The organism is Paenibacillus sp. BIHB 4019 (genome assembly GCF_002741035.1).
GTDB lineage: Bacteria > Bacillota > Bacilli > Paenibacillales > Paenibacillaceae > Pristimantibacillus.
The window spans coordinates 3,290,001-3,314,861 of sequence record NZ_CP016808.1; the positions used below are offsets into that span (position 1 = coordinate 3,290,001).

20 protein-coding genes, 7 tRNA genes and 1 rRNA gene (1 of these 28 cut by a window edge) are annotated in these 24,861 nt (G+C 47.7%); 21 read left to right on the top strand and 7 right to left on the bottom strand.

The annotated features are described in order from the left end of the window. The 8 genes from BBD42_RS14000 to BBD42_RS14035 all read left to right on the top strand — a co-directional run. Positions 1-1,244: ribosomal RNA gene (locus tag BBD42_RS14000) — 23S ribosomal RNA — on the top strand (it extends 1,690 nt beyond the left edge of the window). 84 nt (positions 1,245-1,328) lie between these two features. Further along, positions 1,329-1,403 (top strand) — tRNA-Glu (locus BBD42_RS14005). Positions 1,404-1,413: 10 nt separating this feature from the next. Beyond that, a tRNA-Val gene (locus tag BBD42_RS14010) sits at positions 1,414-1,489 on the top strand. 16 nt (positions 1,490-1,505) lie between these two features. Further along, positions 1,506-1,582, top strand: a tRNA-Asp gene (locus BBD42_RS14015). Between the two features lie 14 nt (positions 1,583-1,596). Beyond that, a tRNA-Thr gene (locus tag BBD42_RS14020) sits at positions 1,597-1,672 on the top strand. Between the two features lie 19 nt (positions 1,673-1,691). Next, positions 1,692-1,778 (top strand) — tRNA-Leu (locus BBD42_RS14025). Between the two features lie 9 nt (positions 1,779-1,787). Further along, a tRNA-Gly gene (locus tag BBD42_RS14030) sits at positions 1,788-1,862 on the top strand. A gap of 9 nt (positions 1,863-1,871) precedes the next feature. Further along, positions 1,872-1,948 (top strand) — tRNA-Pro (locus BBD42_RS14035). A 183-nt stretch (positions 1,949-2,131) separates the two neighbouring features. On the opposite strand, the gene isdG is transcribed toward BBD42_RS14035, so the two are convergent. From isdG to BBD42_RS14050, 3 genes are read right to left on the bottom strand one after another with little or no spacing between them, the layout of a single operon-like run. Continuing rightward, positions 2,132-3,250 carry a heme oxygenase gene (gene isdG / locus BBD42_RS32665; protein WP_099518642.1) on the bottom strand — a complete coding sequence of 373 codons (1,119 nt, stop codon included), beginning with the start codon at positions 3,248-3,250 and terminating at the stop codon, positions 2,132-2,134. After that, positions 3,247-4,245 carry a FecCD family ABC transporter permease gene (locus tag BBD42_RS14045; protein ID WP_099518643.1) on the bottom strand — a complete coding sequence of 333 codons (999 nt, stop codon included), beginning with the start codon at positions 4,243-4,245 and terminating at the stop codon, positions 3,247-3,249. Before BBD42_RS14045 ends, isdG begins: the two co-directional genes overlap by 4 nt. After that, a complete protein-coding gene (locus tag BBD42_RS14050) occupies positions 4,242-5,210 on the bottom strand; it encodes an ABC transporter substrate-binding protein (protein WP_099521608.1) in 969 nt (322 codons plus the stop codon). Before BBD42_RS14050 ends, BBD42_RS14045 begins: the two co-directional genes overlap by 4 nt. Before the next feature lie 537 nt (positions 5,211-5,747). On the opposite strand from BBD42_RS14050, the gene isdC reads away from it, so the two are divergent. From isdC to BBD42_RS14095, 9 genes are all read left to right on the top strand, one after another. Next, positions 5,748-6,752, top strand: coding sequence for a heme uptake protein IsdC (gene isdC / locus BBD42_RS14055; RefSeq protein WP_481855949.1), 1,005 nt, complete (start codon positions 5,748-5,750; stop codon positions 6,750-6,752). Positions 6,753-6,773: 21 nt separating this feature from the next. Beyond that, positions 6,774-7,178: an NEAT domain-containing protein gene (locus tag BBD42_RS14060; RefSeq protein ID WP_099518645.1), complete on the top strand. Its 405-nt coding sequence runs from the start codon at positions 6,774-6,776 to the stop codon at positions 7,176-7,178. Between the two features lie 68 nt (positions 7,179-7,246). After that, the gene (locus tag BBD42_RS14065; RefSeq protein WP_099518646.1) at positions 7,247-7,717 is read left to right on the top strand and encodes an NEAT domain-containing protein; all 471 of its coding nucleotides are present in this window, start codon (positions 7,247-7,249) and stop codon (positions 7,715-7,717) included. A gap of 135 nt (positions 7,718-7,852) precedes the next feature. After that, positions 7,853-11,527: an NEAT domain-containing protein gene (locus tag BBD42_RS14070; protein WP_099518647.1), complete on the top strand. Its 3,675-nt coding sequence runs from the start codon at positions 7,853-7,855 to the stop codon at positions 11,525-11,527. 143 nt (positions 11,528-11,670) lie between these two features. Then, on the top strand, positions 11,671-12,627 hold the full coding sequence (gene isdE, locus BBD42_RS14075) for a heme ABC transporter substrate-binding protein IsdE (protein WP_481855950.1): 957 nt from the start codon (positions 11,671-11,673) through the stop codon (positions 12,625-12,627). 65 nt (positions 12,628-12,692) lie between these two features. Further along, positions 12,693-13,676 carry a FecCD family ABC transporter permease gene (locus BBD42_RS14080; RefSeq protein ID WP_099518648.1) on the top strand — a complete coding sequence of 328 codons (984 nt, stop codon included), beginning with the start codon at positions 12,693-12,695 and terminating at the stop codon, positions 13,674-13,676. Beyond that, a complete protein-coding gene (locus BBD42_RS14085; protein WP_099518649.1) occupies positions 13,666-14,436 on the top strand; it encodes an ABC transporter ATP-binding protein in 771 nt (256 codons plus the stop codon). Before BBD42_RS14080 ends, BBD42_RS14085 begins: the two co-directional genes overlap by 11 nt. A gap of 170 nt (positions 14,437-14,606) precedes the next feature. Further along, the gene (locus BBD42_RS14090) at positions 14,607-15,593 is read left to right on the top strand and encodes a Gfo/Idh/MocA family protein (RefSeq protein ID WP_099518650.1); all 987 of its coding nucleotides are present in this window, start codon (positions 14,607-14,609) and stop codon (positions 15,591-15,593) included. Between the two features lie 65 nt (positions 15,594-15,658). Further along, a complete protein-coding gene (locus tag BBD42_RS14095; RefSeq protein ID WP_099518651.1) occupies positions 15,659-16,894 on the top strand; it encodes an aminopeptidase in 1,236 nt (411 codons plus the stop codon). Positions 16,895-17,014: 120 nt separating this feature from the next. Here the strand turns inward: BBD42_RS14095 and BBD42_RS14100 are convergent, their stop codons facing one another. Next, positions 17,015-18,394: a Glu/Leu/Phe/Val family dehydrogenase gene (locus BBD42_RS14100; protein ID WP_099518652.1), complete on the bottom strand. Its 1,380-nt coding sequence runs from the start codon at positions 18,392-18,394 to the stop codon at positions 17,015-17,017. 265 nt (positions 18,395-18,659) lie between these two features. Here BBD42_RS14100 and BBD42_RS14105 point away from each other — a divergent pair, with 265 nt between their 5' ends. Beyond that, positions 18,660-18,953: a hypothetical protein gene (locus BBD42_RS14105; RefSeq protein WP_099518653.1), complete on the top strand. Its 294-nt coding sequence runs from the start codon at positions 18,660-18,662 to the stop codon at positions 18,951-18,953. A gap of 149 nt (positions 18,954-19,102) precedes the next feature. Further along, the gene (locus tag BBD42_RS14110; protein WP_099518654.1) at positions 19,103-19,381 is read left to right on the top strand and encodes a YqkE family protein; all 279 of its coding nucleotides are present in this window, start codon (positions 19,103-19,105) and stop codon (positions 19,379-19,381) included. Between the two features lie 22 nt (positions 19,382-19,403). On the opposite strand, the gene BBD42_RS14115 is transcribed toward BBD42_RS14110, so the two are convergent. Beyond that, complete coding sequence (locus BBD42_RS14115; protein ID WP_056037222.1) at positions 19,404-19,613, bottom strand: hypothetical protein; 210 nt, start codon at positions 19,611-19,613, stop codon at positions 19,404-19,406. Positions 19,614-19,935: 322 nt separating this feature from the next. On the opposite strand from BBD42_RS14115, the gene BBD42_RS14120 reads away from it, so the two are divergent. Further along, complete coding sequence (locus BBD42_RS14120; protein ID WP_099518655.1) at positions 19,936-20,763, top strand: sugar phosphate isomerase/epimerase family protein; 828 nt, start codon at positions 19,936-19,938, stop codon at positions 20,761-20,763. Between the two features lie 145 nt (positions 20,764-20,908). On the opposite strand, the gene BBD42_RS14125 is transcribed toward BBD42_RS14120, so the two are convergent. Next, positions 20,909-22,597 (bottom strand): methyl-accepting chemotaxis protein, encoded by a 1,689-nt coding sequence (locus tag BBD42_RS14125; protein WP_099518656.1) that lies wholly within the window; start codon positions 22,595-22,597, stop codon positions 20,909-20,911. A 19-nt stretch (positions 22,598-22,616) separates the two neighbouring features. Further along, positions 22,617-23,930 (bottom strand): ABC transporter substrate-binding protein, encoded by a 1,314-nt coding sequence (locus BBD42_RS14130; protein WP_099518657.1) that lies wholly within the window; start codon positions 23,928-23,930, stop codon positions 22,617-22,619. A 184-nt stretch (positions 23,931-24,114) separates the two neighbouring features. Here BBD42_RS14130 and BBD42_RS14135 point away from each other — a divergent pair, with 184 nt between their 5' ends. Continuing rightward, complete coding sequence (locus BBD42_RS14135; RefSeq protein ID WP_099518658.1) at positions 24,115-24,786, top strand: ribonuclease H-like YkuK family protein; 672 nt, start codon at positions 24,115-24,117, stop codon at positions 24,784-24,786. The last annotated feature ends 75 nt before the right edge of the window (positions 24,787-24,861 follow it).

Consider the following 24,861-nt stretch of genomic DNA (forward strand, 5'->3'; position numbering starts at 1 on the left):
TGCTAAGGCGCGCGGAAGAACTCTCGTTAAGGAACTCGGCAAAATGACCCCGTAACTTCGGGAGAAGGGGTACCTCGGTAGGGTGAATAGCCCGAGGGGGTCGCAGTGAAAAGGCCCAAGCGACTGTTTAGCAAAAACACAGGTCTGTGCGAAGCCGTAAGGCGAAGTATACGGGCTGACGCCTGCCCGGTGCTGGAAGGTTAAGGGGAGCGGTTAGGGGTAACCCGAAGCTGTGAACCGAAGCCCCAGTAAACGGCGGCCGTAACTATAACGGTCCTAAGGTAGCGAAATTCCTTGTCAGGTAAATTCTGACCCGCACGAATGGCGTAACGACTTGGGCGCTGTCTCAACGAGAGATCCGGTGAAATTTTAATACCTGTGAAGATGCAGGTTACCCGCGACAAGACGGAAAGACCCCATGGAGCTTTACTGTAACTTGATATTGAACTTTGGTACGATCTGTACAGGATAGGTGGGAGCCATTGAAGCATGAGCGCCAGCTTGTGTGGAGGCGACGTTGGGATACCACCCTGATCGTATCGGAGTTCTAACCTAGGACCATGAAACTGGTTCGGGGACCGTGTCAGGTGGACAGTTTGACTGGGGCGGTCGCCTCCTAAAATGTAACGGAGGCGCCCAAAGGTTCCCTCAGAATGGTTGGAAATCATTCGGAGAGTGCAAAGGCATAAGGGAGCTTGACTGCGAGACCTACAAGTCGAGCAGGGACGAAAGTCGGGCTTAGTGATCCGGTGGTACCGAATGGAAGGGCCATCGCTCAACGGATAAAAGCTACCCTGGGGATAACAGGCTTATCTCCCCCAAGAGTCCACATCGACGGGGAGGTTTGGCACCTCGATGTCGGCTCATCGCATCCTGGGGCTGAAGTAGGTCCCAAGGGTTGGGCTGTTCGCCCATTAAAGCGGTACGCGAGCTGGGTTCAGAACGTCGTGAGACAGTTCGGTCCCTATCTGTCGCGGGCGCAGGAAATTTGAGAGGAGCTGTCCTTAGTACGAGAGGACCGGGATGGACGTACCGCTGGTGTACCAGTTGTTCCGCCAGGAGCACCGCTGGGTAGCCAAGTACGGACGGGATAAGCGCTGAAAGCATCTAAGCGCGAAGCCCCCCTCAAGATGAGATTTCCCAATTAGTAAGACCCCTTGAAGACGACGAGGTTGATAGGTTCGGGGTGGAAGCGCAGCAATGCGTGCAGCTGACGAATACTAATCGGTCGAGGGCTTATCCTAAACAACACGCTAACGTTTCAGACTTGTCTTTCGCATCCAGTTTTCAGTGTGCAACACACATTGATTGGTTTTAAACGTGATCATGGCCCGTTGGTCAAGTGGTTAAGACACCTCCCTTTCACGGAGGTAACAGGGGTTCGAGTCCCCTACGGGTCACCATACTTTTTTCGGAGGCTTAGCTCAGCTGGGAGAGCATCTGCCTTACAAGCAGAGGGTCGGGGGTTCGATCCCCTCAGCCTCCACCATTATGATTTTGAATACGGAGCTGTGGTGTAGAGGCCTAACATGCCTGCCTGTCACGCAGGAGACCGCGAGTTCGAATCTCGTCAGCTCCGCCATTCTTTCATTCTGTGCCGTTGTAGCTCAATTGGTAGAGCAACTGACTTGTAATCAGTAGGTTGGGGGTTCAAGTCCTCTCGACGGCACCATCTTTTTCAAAAAAAATATGCGGTCGTGGCGGAATTGGCAGACGCGCTAGATTCAGGTTCTAGTGGTGTAACAGCCGTGGAGGTTCGAGTCCTCTCGACCGCACCATATTTTTTTGCGGACGTGGCTCAGTGGTAGAGCATCGCCTTGCCAAGGCGAGGGTCGCGAGTTCGAATCTCGTCGTCCGCTCCATTTTTGTTTCGGGACGTAGCTCAGCTTGGTAGAGCACCTGGTTTGGGACCAGGGGGTCGCATGTTCAAATCGTGTCGTCCCGACCATTATATGTTTTACAGCATGTCTGAACTTGCTCGGTAATCGGAGCGCAAGAGCAGGCTTTTTTATTTGCCCGATAATAGATCAGCGTAACAGCTGATACATATGAAAGAAGCTTGCAATTCCACTCTTGAAGTGGAATTGCAAGCTTCTTTTTTCATTGGATTAAATGTGCTTGAAGCAGTAGGCTAGTTAGCCGCAGCAATCGGGTTTCTGATGACTTTAACTTCGTAGAAGGTAATTGTATTGGAAATAATATAGTCCGGTGTTCCACCACGACGAGAATGAGCTTCACGGAAAGCGTCGCTGCGAGTCCAAGCTTGGAAATCATCCTTCGTATTCCAGCGTGTTACAATGGATACTTCCTCATAATCTTTCGTTTTCTCTGTCAGCAAAACCTCAAGGCCAAGGAAACCCTCCGCTTTCTCTACATCGCCAACGCGGTCGAAGCGCTCAATCAGCTTATGGGCATTGCCTTTTGTAATATGGGATGCATTCGTTACAATAATCATTTTGGTGTCCTCCTGATTTTTTCTTGGATTCGGGATAATAAGGGGATAACCTTCATCAAATTTGATACGGGCATCCATATTATACACATCTTTTAAAAACTCTGAAGTTAGTACGGTTTGGGGTTCCCCTGTCATGGCAATTAATCCGCGTTTCATAGCAATCATATGGTCACAGTATGCAGCTGCTTGTTGGAGGTCATGTAAAACCATAACAATTGTAATCTGATGATTCCGATTAATCTGCTGCAGCATCTCCATTACATCGAATTGATGGGCAATATCGAGGTAAGTAGTAGGCTCGTCGAGCAGAAGAATATTCGTTTTTTGCGCCAAAGCCATTGCGATTCGGGCTTTTTGCTGTTCACCTCCAGATAAAGTGTAAAACATTTGGTGCTGGTAACGCTTAGTACCGGTAATCTTTAAGGCCCAATCGATGATGTCATTGTCTTCGTGTGTCATTTTGTTTTTGAACATAGGCTTATGAGGCGAGCGCCCAAAGGAGACGAGTTCACGTACCGTTAGGTCGGGAATCATTTCTTTGGATTGCGTAAGCATTGCGATATCTTTGGCAAAATCTTTGGTTTTGTAGCTTTTAAGCGGCTTTTGATTAATAAATACTTCGCCTTTGTCTGGCGTAAGCAGCTTGGTAATGACCTTCAGCATTGTCGATTTGCCTGATCCATTCGGACCAACAATGGCCGTGATTTTTCCAGAAGGGATAATCATATTGGCATCTTCCATTTCGAAAGCGCCGACGGATAAGCCTACATTATCAATATGAATAGCAGCATTCATCGTATTGCCCCCTTTTTACGTAATAGATAAAGAAAGAATGGTGCTCCCAGACAGGCAAGAAGGATGCCTACAGGAAGCTCAATCGGATCAAACCAGGTACGTGCGAATGTATCTGCTAAAACGACTAAAGATGCTCCACCGACTATAGAAAGCGGAAGGAGAAAGCGATAGTCGTCTCCGATAATTAAACGAACGGCATGTGGGACGACGAGTCCAACAAAACCAATGAGTCCAGCGACGCTGACGGCAGCTCCGGCTAACAGTGCAGCCAAAATAATGAGCAGGAAGCGCTGAATTTGAACTTTTTGGCCAAGCAGTTGGGCGGAGTCATCGCCTAGCAGCAGCACATTGGCTGGCTTAATCGCCAGAAAGCAAAGCAGCAAACCGACAATGGCATAAGGCGCCATAAAGGAGAGATGGCTCCAGCTTCTTCCGTTCAGCCCACCAGCAAGCCAAGGGAGAACCGATTGTACGCGGTCGCTATAGACGACCATAAGTCCATTTGTTACAGCGCCGAGCAGCGCATTAATGGCTACGCCTGCGAGTACGATTTTGATAGGCGATGTCCCTTTGTCCCATGCGCTCAAATAGATTAGCAGGCAAGTAATGCTTGCGCCTAAAAAGGCTGCTATTGGCAGCATATAGCCAAGCTGCGGAAGAACGACCATCGTAATGACAGCTGCAAGTCCGCCACCAGCGGAAACCCCAATAATGCCGGGATCCGCAAGAGGATTGCGCATTACGCCTTGCAGCAGAGCGCCTGATGCAGCTAGGCAAGCGCCTACGAGCAGGCCAATAATGACGCGCGGCATTCTTAAATTCATAATGATAGTTTCGTAACGGGGATCGGCATCGGAGGTGAGAACCTGGCCAATCTCTTTTAAAGTAATAGGAACGGAGCCGTAAACGAGACCGAAATAAGTAACAAGTAGCAAAATAATAGGCGCAATTATGATAGACCATTTGCGCCGGCGGCTTCGCTGAGTTTTATTCATGGCTGCGTCTTCGCTCCATCCAGCAATTCAATCATAAGGGTGAGCGCATCGGTGATACGCGTACCCGGGTTCGTGCCGAACAGATCAGCAGGAAGCACTTCGATGGCATTATTTTTTACAGCATCAAGTCCATTCCAGGCAGCATTGCTTTGCATTTCCTTTAGGAAGGCATCCTTTACCTGTTCCGGATTGCCATGCGTCATAATCATGACAACTTGCGGATTTGACTGAACGATTCTTTCTGAATTGAGCTGAGCATATTGTGGATAGCTTTGAAGCGCTTCATAATCCGAGGCAATATTTTCTCCGCCAGCCATCTCCAAAATGTTGCCGCTGAGAGAATTGGGCAGTGCAGCCATAAAGGTGCCCGGAGCGCCGTATACTAATAAAGCCCGCGTCTTGTTCGTGCTGGCATTTGCTGCAATTTGGCTAAGCTTGCCATCGATTTCGGCAATAAGCTCTTCAGCCCGCGACTGTTTTTGCAGAAGCTGGCCTAACAGCGTAATTTGCTTTTTAATATCGTCTATTGAATTGGCAGAGGAGAGCACCATCTTGGCCCCAATGCTTTCAATAGTGGGGATATCCTTCGTATTCATAGGATTGTTGCCGAGAACGACATCCGCTTTCAAAAAGGCGATTTTCTCCAGATCGACCTCGTGGGTAGAGCCGATTTGTTCCACGGCCTCCGCTTCTTCGTTGGCTAATGGAACGGAGGAGGTAGGCCGGCCGACGAGTGTTCCCCCTAGGGCATAAATAATATCGGCTTCACCATTGCTTAACGCTACAATATGCGAAGGGACAGCAGCAAATGTTAGTTGCCTTCCGGCGAAATCGGTTATGGCTACCGCATTTTGTTTCTCGGCTTGACTTGCAACCCCTTGTGAGGCGGCTGAATTAACATTTTGTGAGCAACCTGGTGCGGCTAAGAGAAGCAGGGCCAGCATCACAGGGTATACAATTTTCATATAATCCTCCCAATCCGATCTGATAATGATTATTATTATTAAAATAATGATATTGTAAATGATAATCAATGTCAATAAGAAATAAACAATATATAGAAAAAATAATTTATGGTTATACGCAAAATAAATAGCGGTATTCATTCTTTTTTAAACATAAATATAATATTATATCAATAAATTTATATGAAAATTGTGCATTTAAAAATGTTTGTTTAGTCTTTGAAATCAATTAAAGAAAAATAAACAAAAAAATATGTAAATAAACGATTGACAAAATTAATATAGTTACGTTAATATCAAGTTGTCGGGCAGCTGAGAAACAGCTTGCTAGGCATCCTGAGAGCTGTGAAGAGCATGATGCGCAGGCTTAGGAGTGGGGAAGGAAAGGTATATTTTTTTTGACACTCAATTGATAATGATAATCATTAACTTGATTGTTGTCTACCTTTTCTAAACTATTTTTTCTATACGACAGGAGAGGAGGAGAAAGACTTCATTCGTAAACTCCCAATATCAACCTTCTTAATTATTTGTTTTTTGGTTCTTCTTGCAGCGCCGTCGGCTTATGCAGAAAGCATGGCAGATGGTACATATACGATCGATTATGTCATCAAGAAAGCTGAAGATGAATCAGCATCTATGGCAAATGATTATTGGGAAAAGCCTGCCAAGGTTATCGTTGAAAATGGAAAAATAACGGTGCAGCTGCAAATTAATCATAGTGCTTGGGTAACAGAGTTCAAAGTTCCTGGCGGTGGGGGGTTCGTGAATACGAAGGTGATCAGCAGCAGCAAAGCTAATGATACCCGAGTTGTACAGTTCAATGTAGACGACTTGTCTAAAACGATGCTGTCAAAAATTCATGTTACGGTCCCCGATATTGATTATGATCACGACTACACTATACGATTCGATTTTGATACGAATAGCCTGAAGCTAGTAAGCAAGGTAGAAACTCCTGCGAAGACGGAGACTACTCCCAAACCTGCAGAGTCTGCAGAAACAAAGCCGGTTGTCACACCGACTCCTAAGGCGACTGCTTCCCCGAAAGCTACTAAGGTGCCTGCTAAGGATGGAAATTCCGAGGCAACAGCAACGCCGAAAGCTTCGGCTCAAGCAACGCCAACTGCTGCTAATGAAAAGGGTGCAGCTGGCAGCGTAACCGAAAGCGCTATCCCATCATCGGCAACGCCTCAGGAGACCGTTGCAAGCGCAGCTCCTGAAGCCGCAGTTAACCCGGAAGCATCCGCTGATGCAGCAACTTCTGCCGCTGAGGCAACTGCTTCTCCAGAGGAAGCTGAGAAGGCTGTTTTGGAAGCGGGAACAGACGAGACTGTTGACGCTTCAAGTGCAACCGAAACTGAAATGGCAGCCGAGGATGCGGGCAAGGTGGATGGTGCTGTTTCTGTAGAAGCCGCAGCAGAGGTAGAACCGCTTCAAGAGCGTTCCAATAATTGGACAACGCCATTGACGGTTGTAGGTATCGTTATTTTAGCAGGAGCTGCTATGTATTTTTATCGTAAGAACAAAACCAAAAACTAAAAACTAGGGAGTGTTTTGATTATGATGAAATCGTTCAAAAAAATGATGCCTTTGATGCTGTTGGTTATGGCTGTTGCACTTATTGTTCAAGTAGGTTCCGCTTTTGCCGCAACTTCTAAAAACTACAATGTTTTGAAACCGGATGGAACGATTTCCACTTGGGCGAATTCCTATGCAGTTAAGCCTGCTTCCGTAGCTAGCGATGGCGAAACGGTCACTCTTGCATTCAATGATACAGTTTACATTCAAAGCCTGACAATTGTTGACGGTTCTACTTCCACTACTTACTATGGCACGATCGTTGGCAGCACACGCGTATTCACGTTCACAGTTGATGATTTCAGCGTTAACACACAAGCTAAGCTTCATGTTGTCGTACCAGGTGTATACGACACTGTACACGACATTCAATTTAAATGGCTGTAAGCCCTATAGCTAATCTGAACGTTATCATTCGGTAACCATTTATCTTGAATTCGAAAAGGAGACTTACTATGCTGAAATCTTTATCTTTGAAAAAATCTTCAACTATGTTTTTGCTAATGGCTATGCTGCTCATGGCCTTTGCTGTAGCTCCGGCCTTTGCTAATCCGACACTTGCTGATGGCGAGTATAAGATCAATTTCAAAGTGCTGAAAGATGGCACAAGCAGCACTTCTACGATGGATGGTTATGCAGTTAAACCTGCTAAGCTGATTGTAGAAAACGGACAATTTTATGTAGAGACGACTTGGAACAACGCTTCGTGGATTCCTGATATCCAAGTAGATCTAGATGGAGATGGCGTATACACAGACGCTGATCTAGTTGGCACTTCAGGCAATACGAAAACAGTAGGCTTCGAAGTTGCAGATTTGTCTGCGAAAGTGGAAACGAAAACGCATGTCGTTATTCCATTCCTTTTCTATGACAGCTGGTACAACGTTCAAATTCAATTTGATGAGAGCAGTATTGCCCCTTACTAATCCTAGAGAAAATGCTATAAACCTGATGAGCGGTCTGCCTAAGAAGCAGGCCGCTTTGAATGGCGAAGAGCTGAAAAGGGAAAACAAGCATTCGCTTCCGATTTGAAAGCGATAATTAGAAGGAGAGTATATAAATTGAAGAAGCAATTTAAACAGGCAATAGCTATGCTGCTTTCAGCAGTATTATTATTTTCATTGGTCTACATCGGGCCTAAAACAGCAGCGGCAGCAGCTGAAGTGACTGTACCGGATGGTACTTATGATGTAGGTTTTAAGTATCTTTATGATGGCAAAGAATCAACATCGGTTATGAATGATTATGCAAAAGCAGGAACAGGCAAGCTGATTGTAGAAAACGGGAAATTTTACTTCGAAAATCAATGGAATAATTATACATGGTTTATGCATTTCTCTGCTCGCAATGCGGGCAGCCCAAAAGCTGAAATCAATAACAATGTGCCTTCTAATATGGAAGGTTATACTGATGTAACTACAAGGATTGTAGACAATAATCCCGATACCGTTATAGCTCGTATGGAGTTGCCTAATATTCTGGATAAGCAGGATGTGCTTATTCATATTATTGCTACAGGCTTGCCATTCGTATATGACAATTGGTATAACGTACAGTTGAAAATCGATACAACAAATGTTCCGATTGTTCCAGTAGGCGGCGGGAATGAGAATCCTGCTCCAGTTGTTAATATTACGCAGTTCAATGAATTGATAACTGTAGCACAATCGGTTTATGAAAGCACTTATGAAGGAGCGGGAGATGGGTTTTACACTCCTGGGTCGAAGCTCTCCCTTTATAATGCGATTCAGGCTGCCAAGCAAACAGCGGGAAGCAATCCCACTGAGGATCAAGTAACAGCAGGGTACGTCCTATTGGAAACCGCACTGAGAAACTTTGAAGCGTTTAAAATTGTCGTTTCTAAAACAGCATTAGTTCAAGCGGTTGAGGAGGCTTCGGCCTTTATTGCAGCAGTCAAAGAATTTGGGGCAACAAGTGGAAGTGCAGATGTACGATCGATAGGAGAATATCCGAGTGATTTGAAGGCGGCTGTGGCTGCTTCCGTAACAGCGGCAAATACAACGATTAGCAATGCAAATGCAACACAGGTAGAGGTTAATGCAGCAGCAGCAGATTTGGCTTCAAAAATCGCTGATCTGAAGGCGAATGAATTGACACAAAGCACGGTAACCATGTCTGTGTTAACGGATTTGACTTCTACAGCTCAGCAATCCGAGTGGGCAGACTATTTCGGAAAAACAGCAACTGTCCTGAAATCCGGCAGCAAATTGTATGCCAATATTACAATCAATAAAAGCTCTGAGATCGATTTAAATGCGCTTCTTTACCTCCGTCCAGCTGTAGATGGATCGGCTACTTTTACGGGGAGCACACATAATAGAACTTTGGGCCAAGTTAGCCGCAACATTGAAAAAGATACGTATGTAGGCCAACTGGAGTTCAATCGCAGCAATACAGCAACGACAAGCGGCATCGTATCTTTCAAATTCACTCCGGTCGCGACAGGCGTAAGCCAGATTGTGTATTTAAGCTTTAATACGGATGAGCTTAATGCATTGAACGTTGCAATTGGGAAGGCTAATGGCTTGCATAAAGTTATTTCCGAAAGTCCGTTGAGCGGGCAAAATACCGATAAACTGGCTAGTTTGCAAGCAGCTATTGATTTGGCAAGTCCAGTAGCGGCTAATAAAGCAGCGATTAAAAAAGATATCGCAGCAGCAGCGGCAGCGCTTCAAACCGCACTAGATTTGTTTAAAGAAGGAACATTCGACGCGCTTCCTTTCCAAGTGATGCATGCAACGCAAAACAGTTTGTCGACGATGAAGGACTATTTTGTAAGCCCAGCTGAAAAAGTGACAATTGACGGCTCAACCTATGTTATTTTCACAGTGAAGAGCAGCAGTTTGGTTACAGCTTTCAAAGTGAAGGAAGACGGCGTACTTGTGGATACGGAAATTGTTAGCAGTGATGCAGCTTCCGACACGCGGGTTGTCAAATTTAAAGTTAATGATTTAACGGCTTTGCTGGATGCACAGGTACACATTTTTATCCCTTATGTAATTGATCCGCGTACAGGCACTCCTTATAATGCAGATCATAATATTCGTCTGAACTTCGATGCTGGAGATGCTTCGGTATTGAATGCGGATGCGGCGGCAGCACAAGCCCTTCATGATGCTGCAGCAGCAGGAACAGCTGTAGGCGAATATCCGGCAGCGGCAAAAGAGAAGCTGCAAACAGCTATTAACACGGCTAAAACGTTTGCTGCTGTTGCAGTAGTTTCTAAAACGCAAGTGACAGCAGCGAAAGCTGCGCTAGAGCAAGCAGTCATCGCTTTTAAAGCTGCAAAAGTGTTGGCAGATGGCACTTACAATCTAGTTGTAAAGACGTTTGATGGTGATCTATCCAGCCATTTGAATGAAGCGGGAAGCTTGGTTGTGTCGGGAGCGAATCATCTTGTAACCTTTACGCCAAAAGCAGGCGTTGCGGTGAAAAAACTCATAAACAATGCAACAAATGAAGAAATTTTGCCTGCTACAGTGACAACGGGATCAAATGCGGGAGCTGCTCTAGTTCATTCGTTGGTCATGGCAGCAGTTGCCACAGGAACTCCTGTTAAATTTTCTGTTCCTAATCTATCCGATACGTACACGCTAGTTCTAGGTGTAAACGGATTGGCAGCTGATCTTGAATATGCGGTACAGTTCGCTGATATTGCAGCATCGACAGATACGGGAACAACACCTGGCACTACGCCAGGAACGGAGCTGCCTCCTGTTGTTACTCCAGGACAACTGGCAGACGGCAACTACTTCTTGCAGTTTGAAATTAAAAAATACGGAACAGATAATAAGTCCGTTATGCAGGATTATGTAATTTCCCCAGGACTGCTGAAAGTTTCGGGCGGCACAAAAACATTTTATATGACGCTTAAGCAGGACAAGGAAATTACAGGACTCAAATTTAACAATAACAGTGTTAGTGTTGAAAGCAGAGACACAGTAAATAACACGCGGGTTGTCTACTTCAATGTTCCAAATATCAATAATCGCATCGACGGCTGGGTCAAAATTGATTGGGCTGCTATGAATTATTTCCATGAGTATGATATTCAAATCGAGTTCTATCCTAACACTCTAGTAGCGACCGCTGGTTCTGTAGCACCTGGTGTAGGCGATGTGGAAGTCATTGAAGAGAAAGATCCGAATGCAGGCAAAGATGACTTGAACGAGCCTGTTGTAACGGATTTCAAGGATATTCAAGGACACTGGGCACAAGCATCCATTGAAAAAGCGCTTGAGCTTGGTATCGTTAAAGGTTATTCCGATGGCAAATTCCGTCCGAATGGCGTCATTACTCGCGCTGAGTTCGCCGTTCTGATCAGCCGGGCTCTGAAGCTCACGGACGGATCGACAAGTGCGACCTTCAATGACAGCAAGCAAATCCCTGCATGGGCGAAGCCGCACATTGACCGTGCTGCGAAAGCGGGCTTGATCTCTGGCTATGCGAACGGAACATTCCTTCCGAGCAGAGAAATTAACCGTTCGGAGCTGGCCTCCATTATCGTTCGAGCAGCTAAGCTCGACATTGATGAGACGAACGAGCTAAGCTTCGCAGATGCTGCCTCGATTCCGGACTGGGCGAAAAATGACATTGCCGCTGCTGCAAAAGCTGGCTATATACAAGGCAAAGGCGGCAATAAATTTGAACCGCTTGCTAACGCAACAAGAGCAGAAGCATTGACGCTGATCATGAAGCTGCTGGAAACGAAATAAGCAGGAAACATGAGCACGCAGGGAGATAAGAGTACTTCCTGTATGCGAATCCTAAGGTCCATACACAAATGAAGCAAAGCTGACAAGGATGCCGGGAGACCGGTATCCTTGTCATGTTCTCATGAAGGGAGTTAGATAAACGGATGAATAACGCTTTTGGCAAAATGCTTGGACTGCTCGGATTGATGGCGCTGCTTCTGCTAGCTGCCTGCTCGGCAACTGGCGTTGATCCTGCTGCCAAGGAGCAGCAGGGAGCGGGCCCGTCCGTACAGGCTGAGCAAGCCGAGCCGGCGAAAAATACGGCCGAGCCGGCTTCTTCTCCTGCGGCAGAGCAGCGGGTCGTATCAACAACCGTCGCGATTACGCAAATGCTGGATGCGCTTGAAGTGGAGCTTGTAGGCGTGCCGACCAGCTCCAAGACGCTGCCTGCCCGCTATGACCAAGTGACTAGGGTAGGCAACCCGATGAGCCCAGATATGGAGCTCGTCAAATCGCTCAAGCCGACGGAAATATTGTCGGTGACGACGCTGGAGTATGACCTGAAGCCGGTTTTTGAAGCGGCGGGGATGCAGGCTGATTTTCTCAACCTTACGAGTGTGGAAAGCATGAATAATGCGCTTAAAAAGCTGGGCGAGACGTACAATAAGCAAGCACAAGCGCAAGCTATCGTCGATAAGTTCGAACAGAAGGTAGCGGAGATTCATACGGCTACGGCTGAGAAGAAAAAGCCAAGCGTATTGATTTTGCTAGGGGTACCTGGCAGTTATCTTGTTGCGACTGAGCATTCGTACATTGGCGATCTGGTCCGGCTCGCTGGCGGTGTCAACATTGTACAGGGTGAAAGTGTAGAGTATTTAGCGTCCAACACGGAATATTTGCAGCAGTCGAATCCGGATGTGATTTTGCGTGCCGCCCATGGCATGCCGGAGGAAGTTGTGAAAATGTTCGATAAGGAGTTCCAGAAAAACGATATTTGGAAGCACTTCAGCGCCGTACAAAACGGCCGAGTATATGATTTGGAAGAAGCTTTATTCGGAACGACAGGTAATTTATACGCTGTAGATGCTATCGATACTTTGATGGGAATGCTCTACCCATAAGCGAATACGGCGTGATGTGGCACGGCAAGGTTCGGCTCGGGAACTTTTCATAAAGGACGTTGGTCATGATTAAGAAGATTGGCAGTTTTATTGTCGTTATCGCTCTGCTGGTAGCCGCTATCATTTATTCCGCTATGACCGGGAGTATTAAGGTAGGCATTTTGGATTTGGTGCAGGGTTTATTTTCAGGAACGAATGATCAGGTAGAGGTAATAAAAGATTTGCGCTTTCCGCGTATTATCGTCTCTCTGCTGACAGGTGCGGCGCTTGCCGTTTCCGGCGTGCTGCTTCAGGCTGTAATGAAAAATCCGCTCGCGGATGCAGGAGTGATTGGAATATCATCAGGCGCAGGGCTAGTATCGTTGACCGTTGTGACGATTTTTCCAGGGCTATTTTTCTGGATGCCGCTGTTTTCCTTTTTCGGCGGTGCGCTGGCCTGCTATCTCGTTTATGCGCTGTCGTGGAAGTCGGGACTTAGCCCGCTGCGGCTCATTCTCGTGGGAATTGCGATTAATGCGACATTTACGGGGCTCGGGCAGTCGTTTAATTATCGCGGCAGCTACGCGGTTACGAGCGTCAATCAGGCGATTTCATCGATTTTCACCATGAAGACGTGGACGGATGTGCAAATTATTGGGGTATATGGCCTCATTGGCCTGCTGCTCTCCTTGCTGCTCAGTTCATGGTGCAATATGCTTAGCTTACAGGACAAAACGGCGAAAAATCTCGGGCTGCGGGTAACGCGGGCGCGGCTGCTGATCTCGGTCGTCGCGGTGCTGCTCGCATCCGTAGCAACGGCCATTGGCGGCTTGATTGCTTTCGTCGGCCTGCTCGTGCCGCATATTGCGCGTACTTTGGTTGGCTCCGATCATAAGGTGCTTATTCCATTTTCTGCACTGGGCGGCGCCTTGCTGATTTTAGCGGCGGATACGCTCGGACGGACGGTGCTCGCGCCGACGGAAATTCCGGCTTCGATCATAATGACGATTATCGGCGGGCCATTCCTCATCTTTATGCTTAGAAGGAGTGAGCGCGTTTATGGAAATTAAACAGGTGACGTTCTCCTATGACAAAAAGACAGACCAGCTTAAAAACATCAGCGATACAATTGAAACGGGAAAAATAACGACGATTATCGGCCCAAATGGCTGCGGCAAGTCGACGCTGCTCGGCATTTTATCGCAAAACTATGCGCCCGCTCATGGGGAGGTGCTGCTCGATGGCAAGTCGCTGGCCCAAATCAAGCCAAAGGAGCTGGCTAAAAAGCTTGCGGTCGTGCATCAGCAAAATGAGGCGCCTTACGATTTAACGGTGGAGCGGCTCGTGAGCTATGGCCGGCTGCCGCATCGCAGCTTCCTCGGACAGCCGAATGAGGAGGACGAGCGGGCGATTGAAGAGGCACTCGACTCGACCAACCTGCAGCAGAAGCGCAGCCAGCGGCTCAATCAGCTTTCTGGCGGCGAGAAGCAGCGGGTATGGATTGCGATGGCGCTGGCGCAAAAAACGCCGATCTTGTTTCTGGATGAGCCGACAACCTTCCTCGATATGTATTACCAGATTGAAATATTGGAGCTGGTAAAGGCATTAAATCGGGAGCATGGCATGACTATCGTCATGGTACTCCATGACATTAATCAAGCAATCCGTTACAGCGACCGCATTGTCGTGATGAAGGCGGGCGAGATTGTGGCGAGCGGTACGCCTGAGGCTGTTATTACGAAGGAAATCGTAAAAGAAACGTATCAGGTTGATGTGCTGCTTAAGCAAGAAAGCGATACGGGGCTGTATGTCGTACCAGTCGGCATTTGAGCTCGTAATGGATTGCAGCTTATAGCTGAGGTGCAGGCGGGATGCCACACTCTAGAAAGTCGACAGTTCGAGCAGATGGATGCGCGGGCAGTCGGCTTTTATTTTTTTTCGCCGGCTGTAGTGGTAGAATAAGAGGAACAAATCAAGATGAGATAGTGAGGAATAAGCTTATGATACGTTTTGGCCTAATTGGCACCAATAAAATTACAGATTCTTTTATTGAAGCGGCACGCGGGCTGGAGGATTTTGCTTTAGCGGCCGTATATTCGCGAACGTCGGAGCGGGCGGCTGAATTTGCGAGCAAATATAATATCCCGCATACGTTCACAGATTTGGAGGAGATGGCAAAGAGCGATCAGGTGGACGCTGTATATATCGCAAGCCCTACCTCGCATCATGCTCAGCATGCCATCACCTGCATGAAGCATGGCAAGCATGTGCTTGTCGAGAAGCCCATTGCTTCAAATGCCCGGGAAATGCGGGAAATGATCGCAGCGGCCAAAGAAAATAAGGTGCTGCTTATGGAGGCGATGAAATCGACGTTCGTGCCGAACTTCGCAGTTATTCGCGAGAACCTGCCTAAGCTGGGAACCATTCGGGGTTACTTTGCAGCCTACTGTCAATATTCTTCGCGTTATGATGCGTACAAGGAAGGCAATGTCATGAACGCATTCAAACCGGAGTTTTCGAATGGCTCGCTGATGGACATTGGCATTTACAGCGTTTACCCGCTGGTCTCATTGTTCGGCAAGCCGAATAAAATAAAAGCAAGTGCCGTTATGCTGGAGTCCGGTGTGGACGGCAAGGGCAGCCTGCTGCTGCAATATGATGGAATGGATGCGGCTGTGCTGCACTCCAAAATTTCCAATTCCCAGCTTCCAGCGGAAATCCAAGGCGAAGCGGGCAATATGATCATTGAAAATATCAGCTACCCGAATCAGGTGCGCATCGAATACCGCGATGGCAAAGTGGAGGAGCTGACGGTGCCGCAGGCGGAAAATGTGATGGTGTATGAGGCTGAGGCATTTATTCGGCTCATTCAGAGCGGCCAGCATGAATCGGATATTAATTCGCCTGCGAACTCGCTTGCTGTACTTGAGGTGCTGGATGAGGCGCGCAGCCAGATCGGGCTTGTTTTCCCTGCAGATCGGCTATAATATGGATGTAAGGAAGTAACTGGAATGTGGATGGATCTATTTTATAGAGATAAAGGAGACTTGGAATGAGCGATGCATTTGTAGTTCAATTGGAGAAATATGCTGAGATTATTGTGAAAATAGGTGTAAATGTCCAGCAGGGACAGGCGGTATTCGTGACAGGAGCGATTGAGGCGGCGCCTCTAGTGCGTCTCGTCGCAGAGAAGGCATATGCAGCTGGAGCAAGCAATGTACATATTGATTGGACGGATGACCAGTTATCCCGATTAAAATATGAAAAAGCGGGCGCTGAAATTTTTGAGCATTTCCCGCAATGGGAAACAGCGAAGCGCCAGGAGTTTGTTGATAAAGGCGCTGCCTTTATTTCGATCGTTTCCTCCAGCCCGGATCTGCTGAAAGGGATCGACACGCAGCGTATTTCCAACTACCAGAAGGCAGCGGGAGCAGGGCTGAAGGAATTCCGCAGAGCGATTCAAGCGGACAAGGTGAGCTGGACAGTCGTTGCGGCAGCAGCCAAGGACTGGGCGAAGAAGGTATTCCCGCAGGCGGAGGGCGAGCAAGCTGTCGAGCTGCTGTGGGAAGCGATTTTCAAGGCGGTGCGTCTGCATGCGGAAGATCCGGTTGCGGCTTGGCAGGAGCATAACAGAGCGCTTGGAAGCAAGGGCGAGGCGCTGAACAACTACCATTTTAATAAGCTGCATTACACCGCTCCGGGCACGGATTTGACAATTGAGCTGCATGACAAGCATCTATGGGTTGCGGCGGGCAGCGAAAACGAGCAAGACGTTCCGTTTATGGCGAATATGCCGACGGAAGAAGTGTTTACCGTGCCGCTAAAAACCGGCGTTAATGGTTATGTGTCGAGCACAAAACCGCTCAGCTACGGCGGCAATATCATTGACCGCTTTAAGCTGACCTTCGAGAACGGCCGCATTGTGAAGGCCGAGGCGGAGGAAGGCGAAGCGATTTTGCAAAAGCTCATTGATACGGATGAGGGGGCGCGTTATTTGGGCGAGGTTGCACTGGTACCGCATCATTCCCCGATTTCGGAGTCGAACATTTTGTTCTACAATACGCTGTTTGATGAAAATGCTTCGAATCACTTGGCGATCGGCAGCGGCTATGCCTTCAATATCGAAGGCGGCAAAAAAATGTCGCCAGAAGAGCTGGAAGCAAACGGCGTTAATGCGAGCTTGACGCATAATGATTTCATGATTGGCTCTGCCGACATGGATATTGATGGCATTCAAGCCGACGGCACAGTCGTTCCTGTGTTCCGTAAAGGCAACTGGGCGTTTTAAGACGTGAAAATAAGCATGAAACAAAGACAGGCTCGGAGCTGCATGTTGCAGCTTCGGGCCTGTTTTTTCGTTTTGTTACCGGATCCGTGCATGATAGCGGTTAGATTACCTCAGCTAAGCCTAGTATAGCTTGCCTTGGCGGTACAGAACCGTCGACAGCTTCATCACCGAATGATTATAGCAATTTTGCCGCAGCGTGTAGTTGGCGCTAAAGAAGGAAGGCAAAATAGAGCCGAGTGTGCTTTGCATTTTCTCAAACAGCATGCGATGCACCTGTTCCTCCGTCAAATATTGCGTTTCACGGCCTTGGAGCCATTCGAAATAAGAGACGATAACGCCGCCAGCATTAGCAAGAATGTCGGGAATAATAATAACGCCATTGTCGGACAGCTTCTGGTCAGCTTCGCCCGTTATCGGCGCATTTGCCCCTTCGACGATGACCTTGGCTTTCACTTTATTTACATTATCCTCGCGCACCTGCTCCTCCAGCGCGGCCAGCACGAGCACATCGACATCCAGATACAGCACTTCCTCACGTTCCAAAATGTCTGCTTTGAGCTCAAGCTCAGCAAGCTCTTCTTTCGTCTTAGGCAAATCGCCTTGATGGTGATTAGCGAAGTCAATAAGTGCCGGAATCGATAGGCCATCGGCATTGTAAAGCGTTACATTGCGGTCGCTGACCGCCACGACCTTGTTGTTGAGATAGGTGCATTTATGCGCTTCCAGCGCGGCGATGGAGCCCACATTGCCGAAGCCTTGAACGGCGATGGAAAGCGATTTTTCCGCTTGGGCGAGTACATTGGCAGCAAACGGATTAGAGCTGTTGGTCAAATAGCCGCGGTGCACTTTAAGAAAATCATGCAGCATATAGCGGAACGTGAAATAAACGCCTTTGCCTGTCGCTTCCCGGCGTCCTAATGAGCCGCCGTTAATGACGCTTTTGCCGGTGAAGCTGCCGAGATACGGTTTGCCGGGATGGATATTTTTATATTCGGCCATCATCCAGTCCATCTCGCGTTCGCCGGTTCCCATGTCGGGCGCGGGAATATCCTTTTCCGGGCCGAGAATATCGGTAAAATATTGGACATATTTTTTGCATATAATGTATAGCTCTTTCGCTGAATAGTTGCGCGGATTAATGCCGACGCCGCCCTTGCCGCCGCCGAAAGGAACGTCGTGCAGCGCATTTTTGAGCGTCATCAAGGCCGCCAAATTGGTAACCTCTTCTTCATTTACGGACTCGTGAAAACGAATGCCGCCTTTGTATGGGCCAAGTGTATCGTTATGCTGGATGCGGTAGGCCGGTATGCGAACGACGTCGCCATCATCCATCGTAATGCGTAAAAAAGCTTTATTCACCTTGTTTGGCGTGGATAAAATAGCAGCTAAAGACAGGAAAGCCTGATCCCGGTGCTTTCCTTGTAAATCGGACAAAAAGGAGGAGTCTCCCGATAATGCATGCAACGATTGCTGAACGATTGTGCCAGTTTGGTTTGCCATGTTTATTCGACCTCCAGTGTGGGTAACGAAGATTGTAGTGCATGGAGCCGGTTGGGGCACCTACATCATTTTAACATAGCAAGGAGAGTAATCCAAAATGTAATATAGGTATTACGTAATGAATATTATATTTTTTAGTACTTAATGCCCGTTTTACAAATGGAAAATAATCCAAAAGTATGTTGAAATATGTCGCTTTCCTCGTTAACATGTACAGAGCAAGAGAAAATATCATTAGATAAATAGAGGGAGAAGTGAAAAGGTCATGGAACAACAATATCAAAATCAAAATGGGTATCAGCAGCAAAACCATTTGGCGGAGCCGGTAAGCTTTAAAGAGTGGATGATTACTATTCTGCTCTGCGCTATTCCGCTCGTGAACATTATTATGCTGTTCATCTGGGCTTTTGGAGGCAATACAAAAATTAGCAAGTCGAACTATGCCAAGGCTTCATTGTTGTGGGCTGCAATCGGTATCGTTTTATACATTTTCTTTTTCTTAGTATTCGGTGCTGCTCTAATTGCAGGCTTTTCCGAAATGGGCAACTACTCTTACTAATAATTAAAGCAGCCTGCTGCAAGCAGGTAAACAAAGGGCGCTCCAATCCGCTGCAATGCGGCGAGGGGCGTCTTTCATTTTGCCCAGATCATGCTATAATAAACGACAATGAATGGCTATGAGACTGCATGGAAATAGAGGTGTTAACGATGGCGAAAAAAAATCGGCAGGCAGCTCCGCATGCGGGCAAGCCGAAAGCGGACACGGCGGATGGCCAGCAGGCGACCTTGAAGGATTTGCTGAGTGCTGATGTCCTGAGCAAGCTCAAGGAGCAGTCGAATGCGCTGAAGGCAGCGGAAGAGCAGAAGAAGCAGGATGCCGCACAGAAGGCGGATGAAGCGCGGAAGCAGGAGCAGAAGCGGCTGGAAAATGATATGGAATATTTGCTGAACAACAGCAAGCCGGGCGACTGGAAAAAATACAAATAAAGCAGTATCGCGCTATTGCCTGTCAGGCGCAATAAATACAAAAGGAATCATCGCTTCTTCCTGCGTGATTCCTTTTGTGTTTCGTATGCAGTTTATTTACTCGCTCTTGCAGAGTAGGCGTTTTTCTTTCACCAGGCTTCACGCCATTCCAGCTTCCCCGCAGCTGTTCGGGATTCATTAACCCTCTTTGGGCCAGCTTTTGTCTTGCTTTCTTCGCTTTGCTCATTGCCATCTTCGTATTCCTCCTGTTTGCCTGTGTATGTGGTGCCCGAAACTTCAAAGCACATGCTTTTATTATATGCTGAAAATAGTGCTTAGGAAAGGACCGGCTGCTTCCAATTGACAGAGTTTGCGGGCTGCGTTACAGTCAATAGATGAGCTAAAAAAGTAAGCGTCATCATAAATGACGGGATAGACGTCAAAAATCAGGTGAAAATGTTCAATTAACCGTTATATTAGGCAGCTTGGCGCCTGCAAAACGGTTTATTTCGTTATACTGAATAGAGGCGTTATTACATTATTTTGTTGTTGCGAAAAAAGAAAGGGTGAAGGAAATGTCCGTAGGCGTATTGGCACATTTATTTGGAAGCTTGTCTTACCGGGAGCTGGCTGAGAAGGTGGGCGGTGCCGGCTTCAGCCATATCCAGCTGGCGATGTGGAAGGCGATTAATGATGTCGATTTTAATAAACCGGGCAAGCTGACTCCGGGGCTCGCAATGTCGATAGCGGAGGAGCTTCGCAAAAATGGCGTATCGATTTCCGTGCTTGGCTGTTATTTGCATTTCTTTGAGCGCGATGAGCAGAAGCTTCGCGAAAATACAGAGCGCTTTAAGGAGCTGATCCGCTACGCGCGTCTGCTCGGCGCGCCTATGGTTGCTTTTGAGACGGGAACCCATCCGGACGGCGTTTATACGGAGCAGGACTGGAAGACGCTTAAAGCGACGGTTCAAGAGCTTATAGAGGAAGCGGAAAAATGGGGCGTATTCATTGGCATCGAGGCAGCCAGCGGCCATTTGATTGGCACGGCGGCGGAGCTGCACGCTTTTCTGCAACAGATCCCTTCCTCGCATGTTGGCGTCGTGATCGATCCGGGCAATTTGCTGACGACGGAAAACTTCGCCCGTCAGGATGAAGTGATTGAAGAAGCATTCGCCCTGCTTGGCGACCGGATTATTGGCGCTCACGCCAAGGACCGCAAACCCGATGCGAATGGAGAGCTGCAGACGGTTCCGGCGGGCTATGGCGAAATGAATTACAGCCTGTATATGCGCCTGCTTAACAAGTACAGGCCGGGCGTTCATATTATTATGGAGACGGCGAGCGAGGAGCAAATGGCGTTTTCCAAAAGCTATATTGAGCGCATTCGTTCAGAGTACGCATAGCTTTCTGGCATCTTTTTCATTCTCAATGGAAAATAGGTCTAATAAATTTAAAAGGTTGAATTGGACAAATGCCCAATTCAACCTTTTTTCGCGCGCTTATGAATTGCAACACTGTTGCATCTTTAAACTTTTAACCTTTAGATTTCTAAAGCTTAACATCCTTGACGAATTGCAGCAGCTCTTCGGACATTTTAGCGAGCGCTTGGGACGAGGAGGTGATTTCCTCCATCGTAGCCAGCTGCTGCTCGGTTGCCGCCGATACGCTTATTGCGCCGGAGGACGTTTCTTCTGCAACCTCGGCTACGCCTTGCAGGGAAGCCGCCAGCTTATTCGTATCCTCGGACATTTGCTGCGAGGCTTCGGATACCGAGTGGATTTGCAAGGTCACGGAATTGACGGCTTGCTTGATGTTGTTAAAGGACTCGCCTGCCGCAGATACCGCTGCAATTCCTGCTTGTACGACTTCCTTGCCGTCATGAACGGATTGGACGGTACGCTCTGTATCCGACTGAATGGAACGGACGAGCACCGCAATTTGCTGGCTGGACTCAGTCGATTGCTCAGCCAGCTTGCGGACCTCTGCGGAGACGACAGCGAAGCCGCGTCCTGCTTCTCCCGCGCGTGCAGCTTCAATCGCGGCGTTAAGCGCCAGCAGGTTCGTTTGCTGGGCAATGCCCGCGATGACCTCGACGATTTTGCCGATTTCATCGGAGCGTGAGCCTAAAATGCTAACGTCCTCCGCAATATTTTGCACCGTAGTCTGAATATGGCCCATTTGCTCGACAGCGGATTGTACCGCCACTGTTCCATCTACGGCAGTCTGAGCAGCTGCCCGCGATTTCTCCGAAACCTGAAGGGCGCTCGCCGCAATGCCGCTCGCCTCCACTGACATATTGTTCACAAAAGCTACGCTTTCCTGAACAGCTTTAATTTGCTCCTCGGAGCCGCCTGCTACCTGCTCAATAATTTCAACGACCTGCTCGGTTGCTTTCGTCGTCTGTTCAGCTCCGGCAGTTAACTGTTCGGACGAAGCCGCGACTTGCAGCGCATTTTGAGACACTTGCTCAATCAAATGGCGTAAATTTTGCGACATCGAATTAAACGATACGGCTAAAACGCCTAGTTCATCGCGATTTTTCACCTTAACGGCTTCGCTTGTCAAATCCCCATTCGCAATTCGCTCTGCGACGGCAGTAATTCGAACAATAGGCACCGTAATCATCCGGCTGATGAAATAGGCAATGGCAAGGCCTACAACAATCGTGAGCAGCGAAATAATGAGAACCATCAGCTTCGTGCTTGCCACTTTGGACGAGGTATCCTCCGAGCTTAGGCGAAGCACCTCTTCTTGTTCCAGAACGAAACGATCTGCCGTTTCCATAAATTTGCTAATAATCGGTTCGTTTTTGGCTGCGAGACGCATATAATCCTCTACTTTATTCTGTTTCTTAAATTCAATCATTTCCTCGGCATTGCTCGTATAGCTTTGCTGAAGCAAATCGAGTCCTTGCAGCAGCAGCCAGTCATTTGCATCGGTTGTCATGCCCTGCAGCTGCTGGCTGACTTCATTATAACGACGAACGGAATCACGGTAAGCATCGATTTCCGCTTCGTCGCTCATCAGCAGATAGCCTGTAATGCTTAAGTTTTCATTTTTTATGGAGAGGCTTAAATCTTTGACCAGACTGACACTATGGGCACGTTCCTGAAGCAGCTTCTGATAGGTGCTGTTAATCGAGCCAATCTCCACATAGTTAAGAGTAGCGACCACAATGAGCAGCAGCAGAATCGAGAAAAATCCGCCGTAGAGCTTTTTACTAATCGTTAGTTTCATCGGTTATTGTCCTTTCCGCCTAAGAAGCGGCATCTGCGAAAATTTCATTCGCACCGTCCCGGAATTGTTTTGCGGCTTCAACCGGCGTAATTTGCCCAAGCAGCGTTTGATTTCTGATTTTGGTGAACAATGTGTTGATGCTGGTCGAAGTTAGGGGAACAGGCGGATCAAGCGGGCTTGAATTTTTCTCAACTTCACCCATGTACGTGTATTGCTCTTTATCGGTTTCCTTCATGGTGCTGAGCAGATGCTCGCGCACCTTGGCTGTAGCAGGAACACCGCGTTCGCCAAGCAAAATTTCATTCGCTTCAAAATTGTTGAAGAAAAAGTCAACGAATAAAGCTGCTTCATCCTGCAGCTTCGTATAGGCAGAGATCGAGAAATACATCGAAGGCTTGACATAATTTCCTTCAGAGCCGCCTTTAAAGGCGGGAAGCGGCAGCAGCTTCAATGCTTTGCCTGACAAGTTGGTAAAGGAGACGACGTTGTTGCTCGTCAGCCTATGGAAAGCAGCAAGCTGATTTGCAATAAGCGCATCTTTATCCGCTGAGCGGTCTTTAAGAAGGGCTGCGCTTGCCATGAGACCTTCATCAATAAGCATTTTCTCCATTGTGAAGAAGTCGGATAGATATTCATCCTTATCATAGCCGAGCGAGCTGCCGTCCTTGGAATAGTAGCTTGCTCCCCGTTGTCTAAGGTAATAAGCAAAGTCGAGCGAGTCCGTTCCGATTGGGACAAAGTCCGGCTCATTAATTTTTTCTTTAAGCTCACGGGCTGTTTGAATGAAATCTTCATACGTATAGCTTGCTTCCGGAACGGGAACGCCAGCCTTTTCGAATATTTCCGGGTTATACATCATGCTTAGCGCGTTTATGCCTGTAACGACGCCGTAAAGCTTGTCGTCTATTGTGCCTGTCGTGCGCGAGCTTGCATCCAGATCGGAAAGATCAAGCTTGCCGGAAGCAGCCAAATCATCCAGCGGCAAAATCAGCTTGCGCTTGGCAAACTCATCTATATATTTATAGTCCATTTGGATGACATCAGGAAAGTCTTGATCAGCTGCTTTCATTGCGAGCAGTGTCCAATAGTCGCCGTTTGTTGCATCTACCGGTTCAACTTTAATATTTGGATATTGTTTTTCAAATAAATCAATAACTTTAAGCGTTCTTTCACGTCTTCCATCATTGCCCCACCAATAAACTTTAAGCGTTTTTTGCCCATTTTCTGTTGCTTCAGACTGTGTGGTAACGCCTTCATTCGTGCAGCCAGTAGCGATTAAAGCAACAATGACGACAGTAAGGATGATGAATCGGATTTTATGAGCTGTCTTCACTTATTTCCCCCTTGCGGCTTTTTTTGCCATTTATATATTGTTTAATACTTACTATATCGGATTTACAATTTTTTTAATTAGAGCTGACATGTCCAACTTTATTGAACTGATGGCGAATACTATTTTGCTGCACTGTTCGCATAGGTATTAGAAGAGGACCCGGCATCGAGGCTGGGGGACGGCAATGAAGTGGAGCGCCTGCCGGCGGAAGGCTTTCGGCCGTTTCACCTTGTCACAAGGGGAGGAATTTTCGATCGTACCCATAGTAGGAAGCAATCAGCAGCTGATTATACCAGAGGGATTATCGTTCCAAAATGTGACCGAAAGCCGCTTAACCTTTCAGGATGTTAGTGAGCGGATTTGCAGCTTTATTTCTAGCGATGTGCGGGCATCGTATCATTTTGTAGTGGGGACAGACAGCCAAGTATTTCGCGGGTATACGAAGTTTGTTACGGGTGTTGTCATTCGCAGAATTGGAAAAGGGGCATGGGCCTGCTACCGCCAAACGGTTGTTCCCCGGGAAATGATGAAGCTTAGAGAGAAGCTGACGCTGGAGACGGTTTTGTCGCAGGAGGTTGGCTATTATTTCAAGGATGGCGTGCTGCAGCGAATGGAGGATTTGCTGCTGCCTTACGTGTATCAAGGGGCATCGCTAGCGCATTTCATTGATATCGATGCCGGAACGGTGCCTTCTATTAATGAAACCTCGCTGTATGTGCAGGAAATGGTAGAGCGGGTGCAGGGAATGGGAACCTATGCCCCGCGCGTCAAGCCGGACTCTTATGCAGCTTCTTCCTACGCCAACCGTTTTACGAAAAAAGCGGTGCCCCGCTATAAGCGCAGGAGTCTGCTCTGAAGCAGCTATATTTCAGGCAGGTTTTCTTGCATATACTGTGGCACTTAGCTGCCCAGCATGGTATATTTCTGTTAG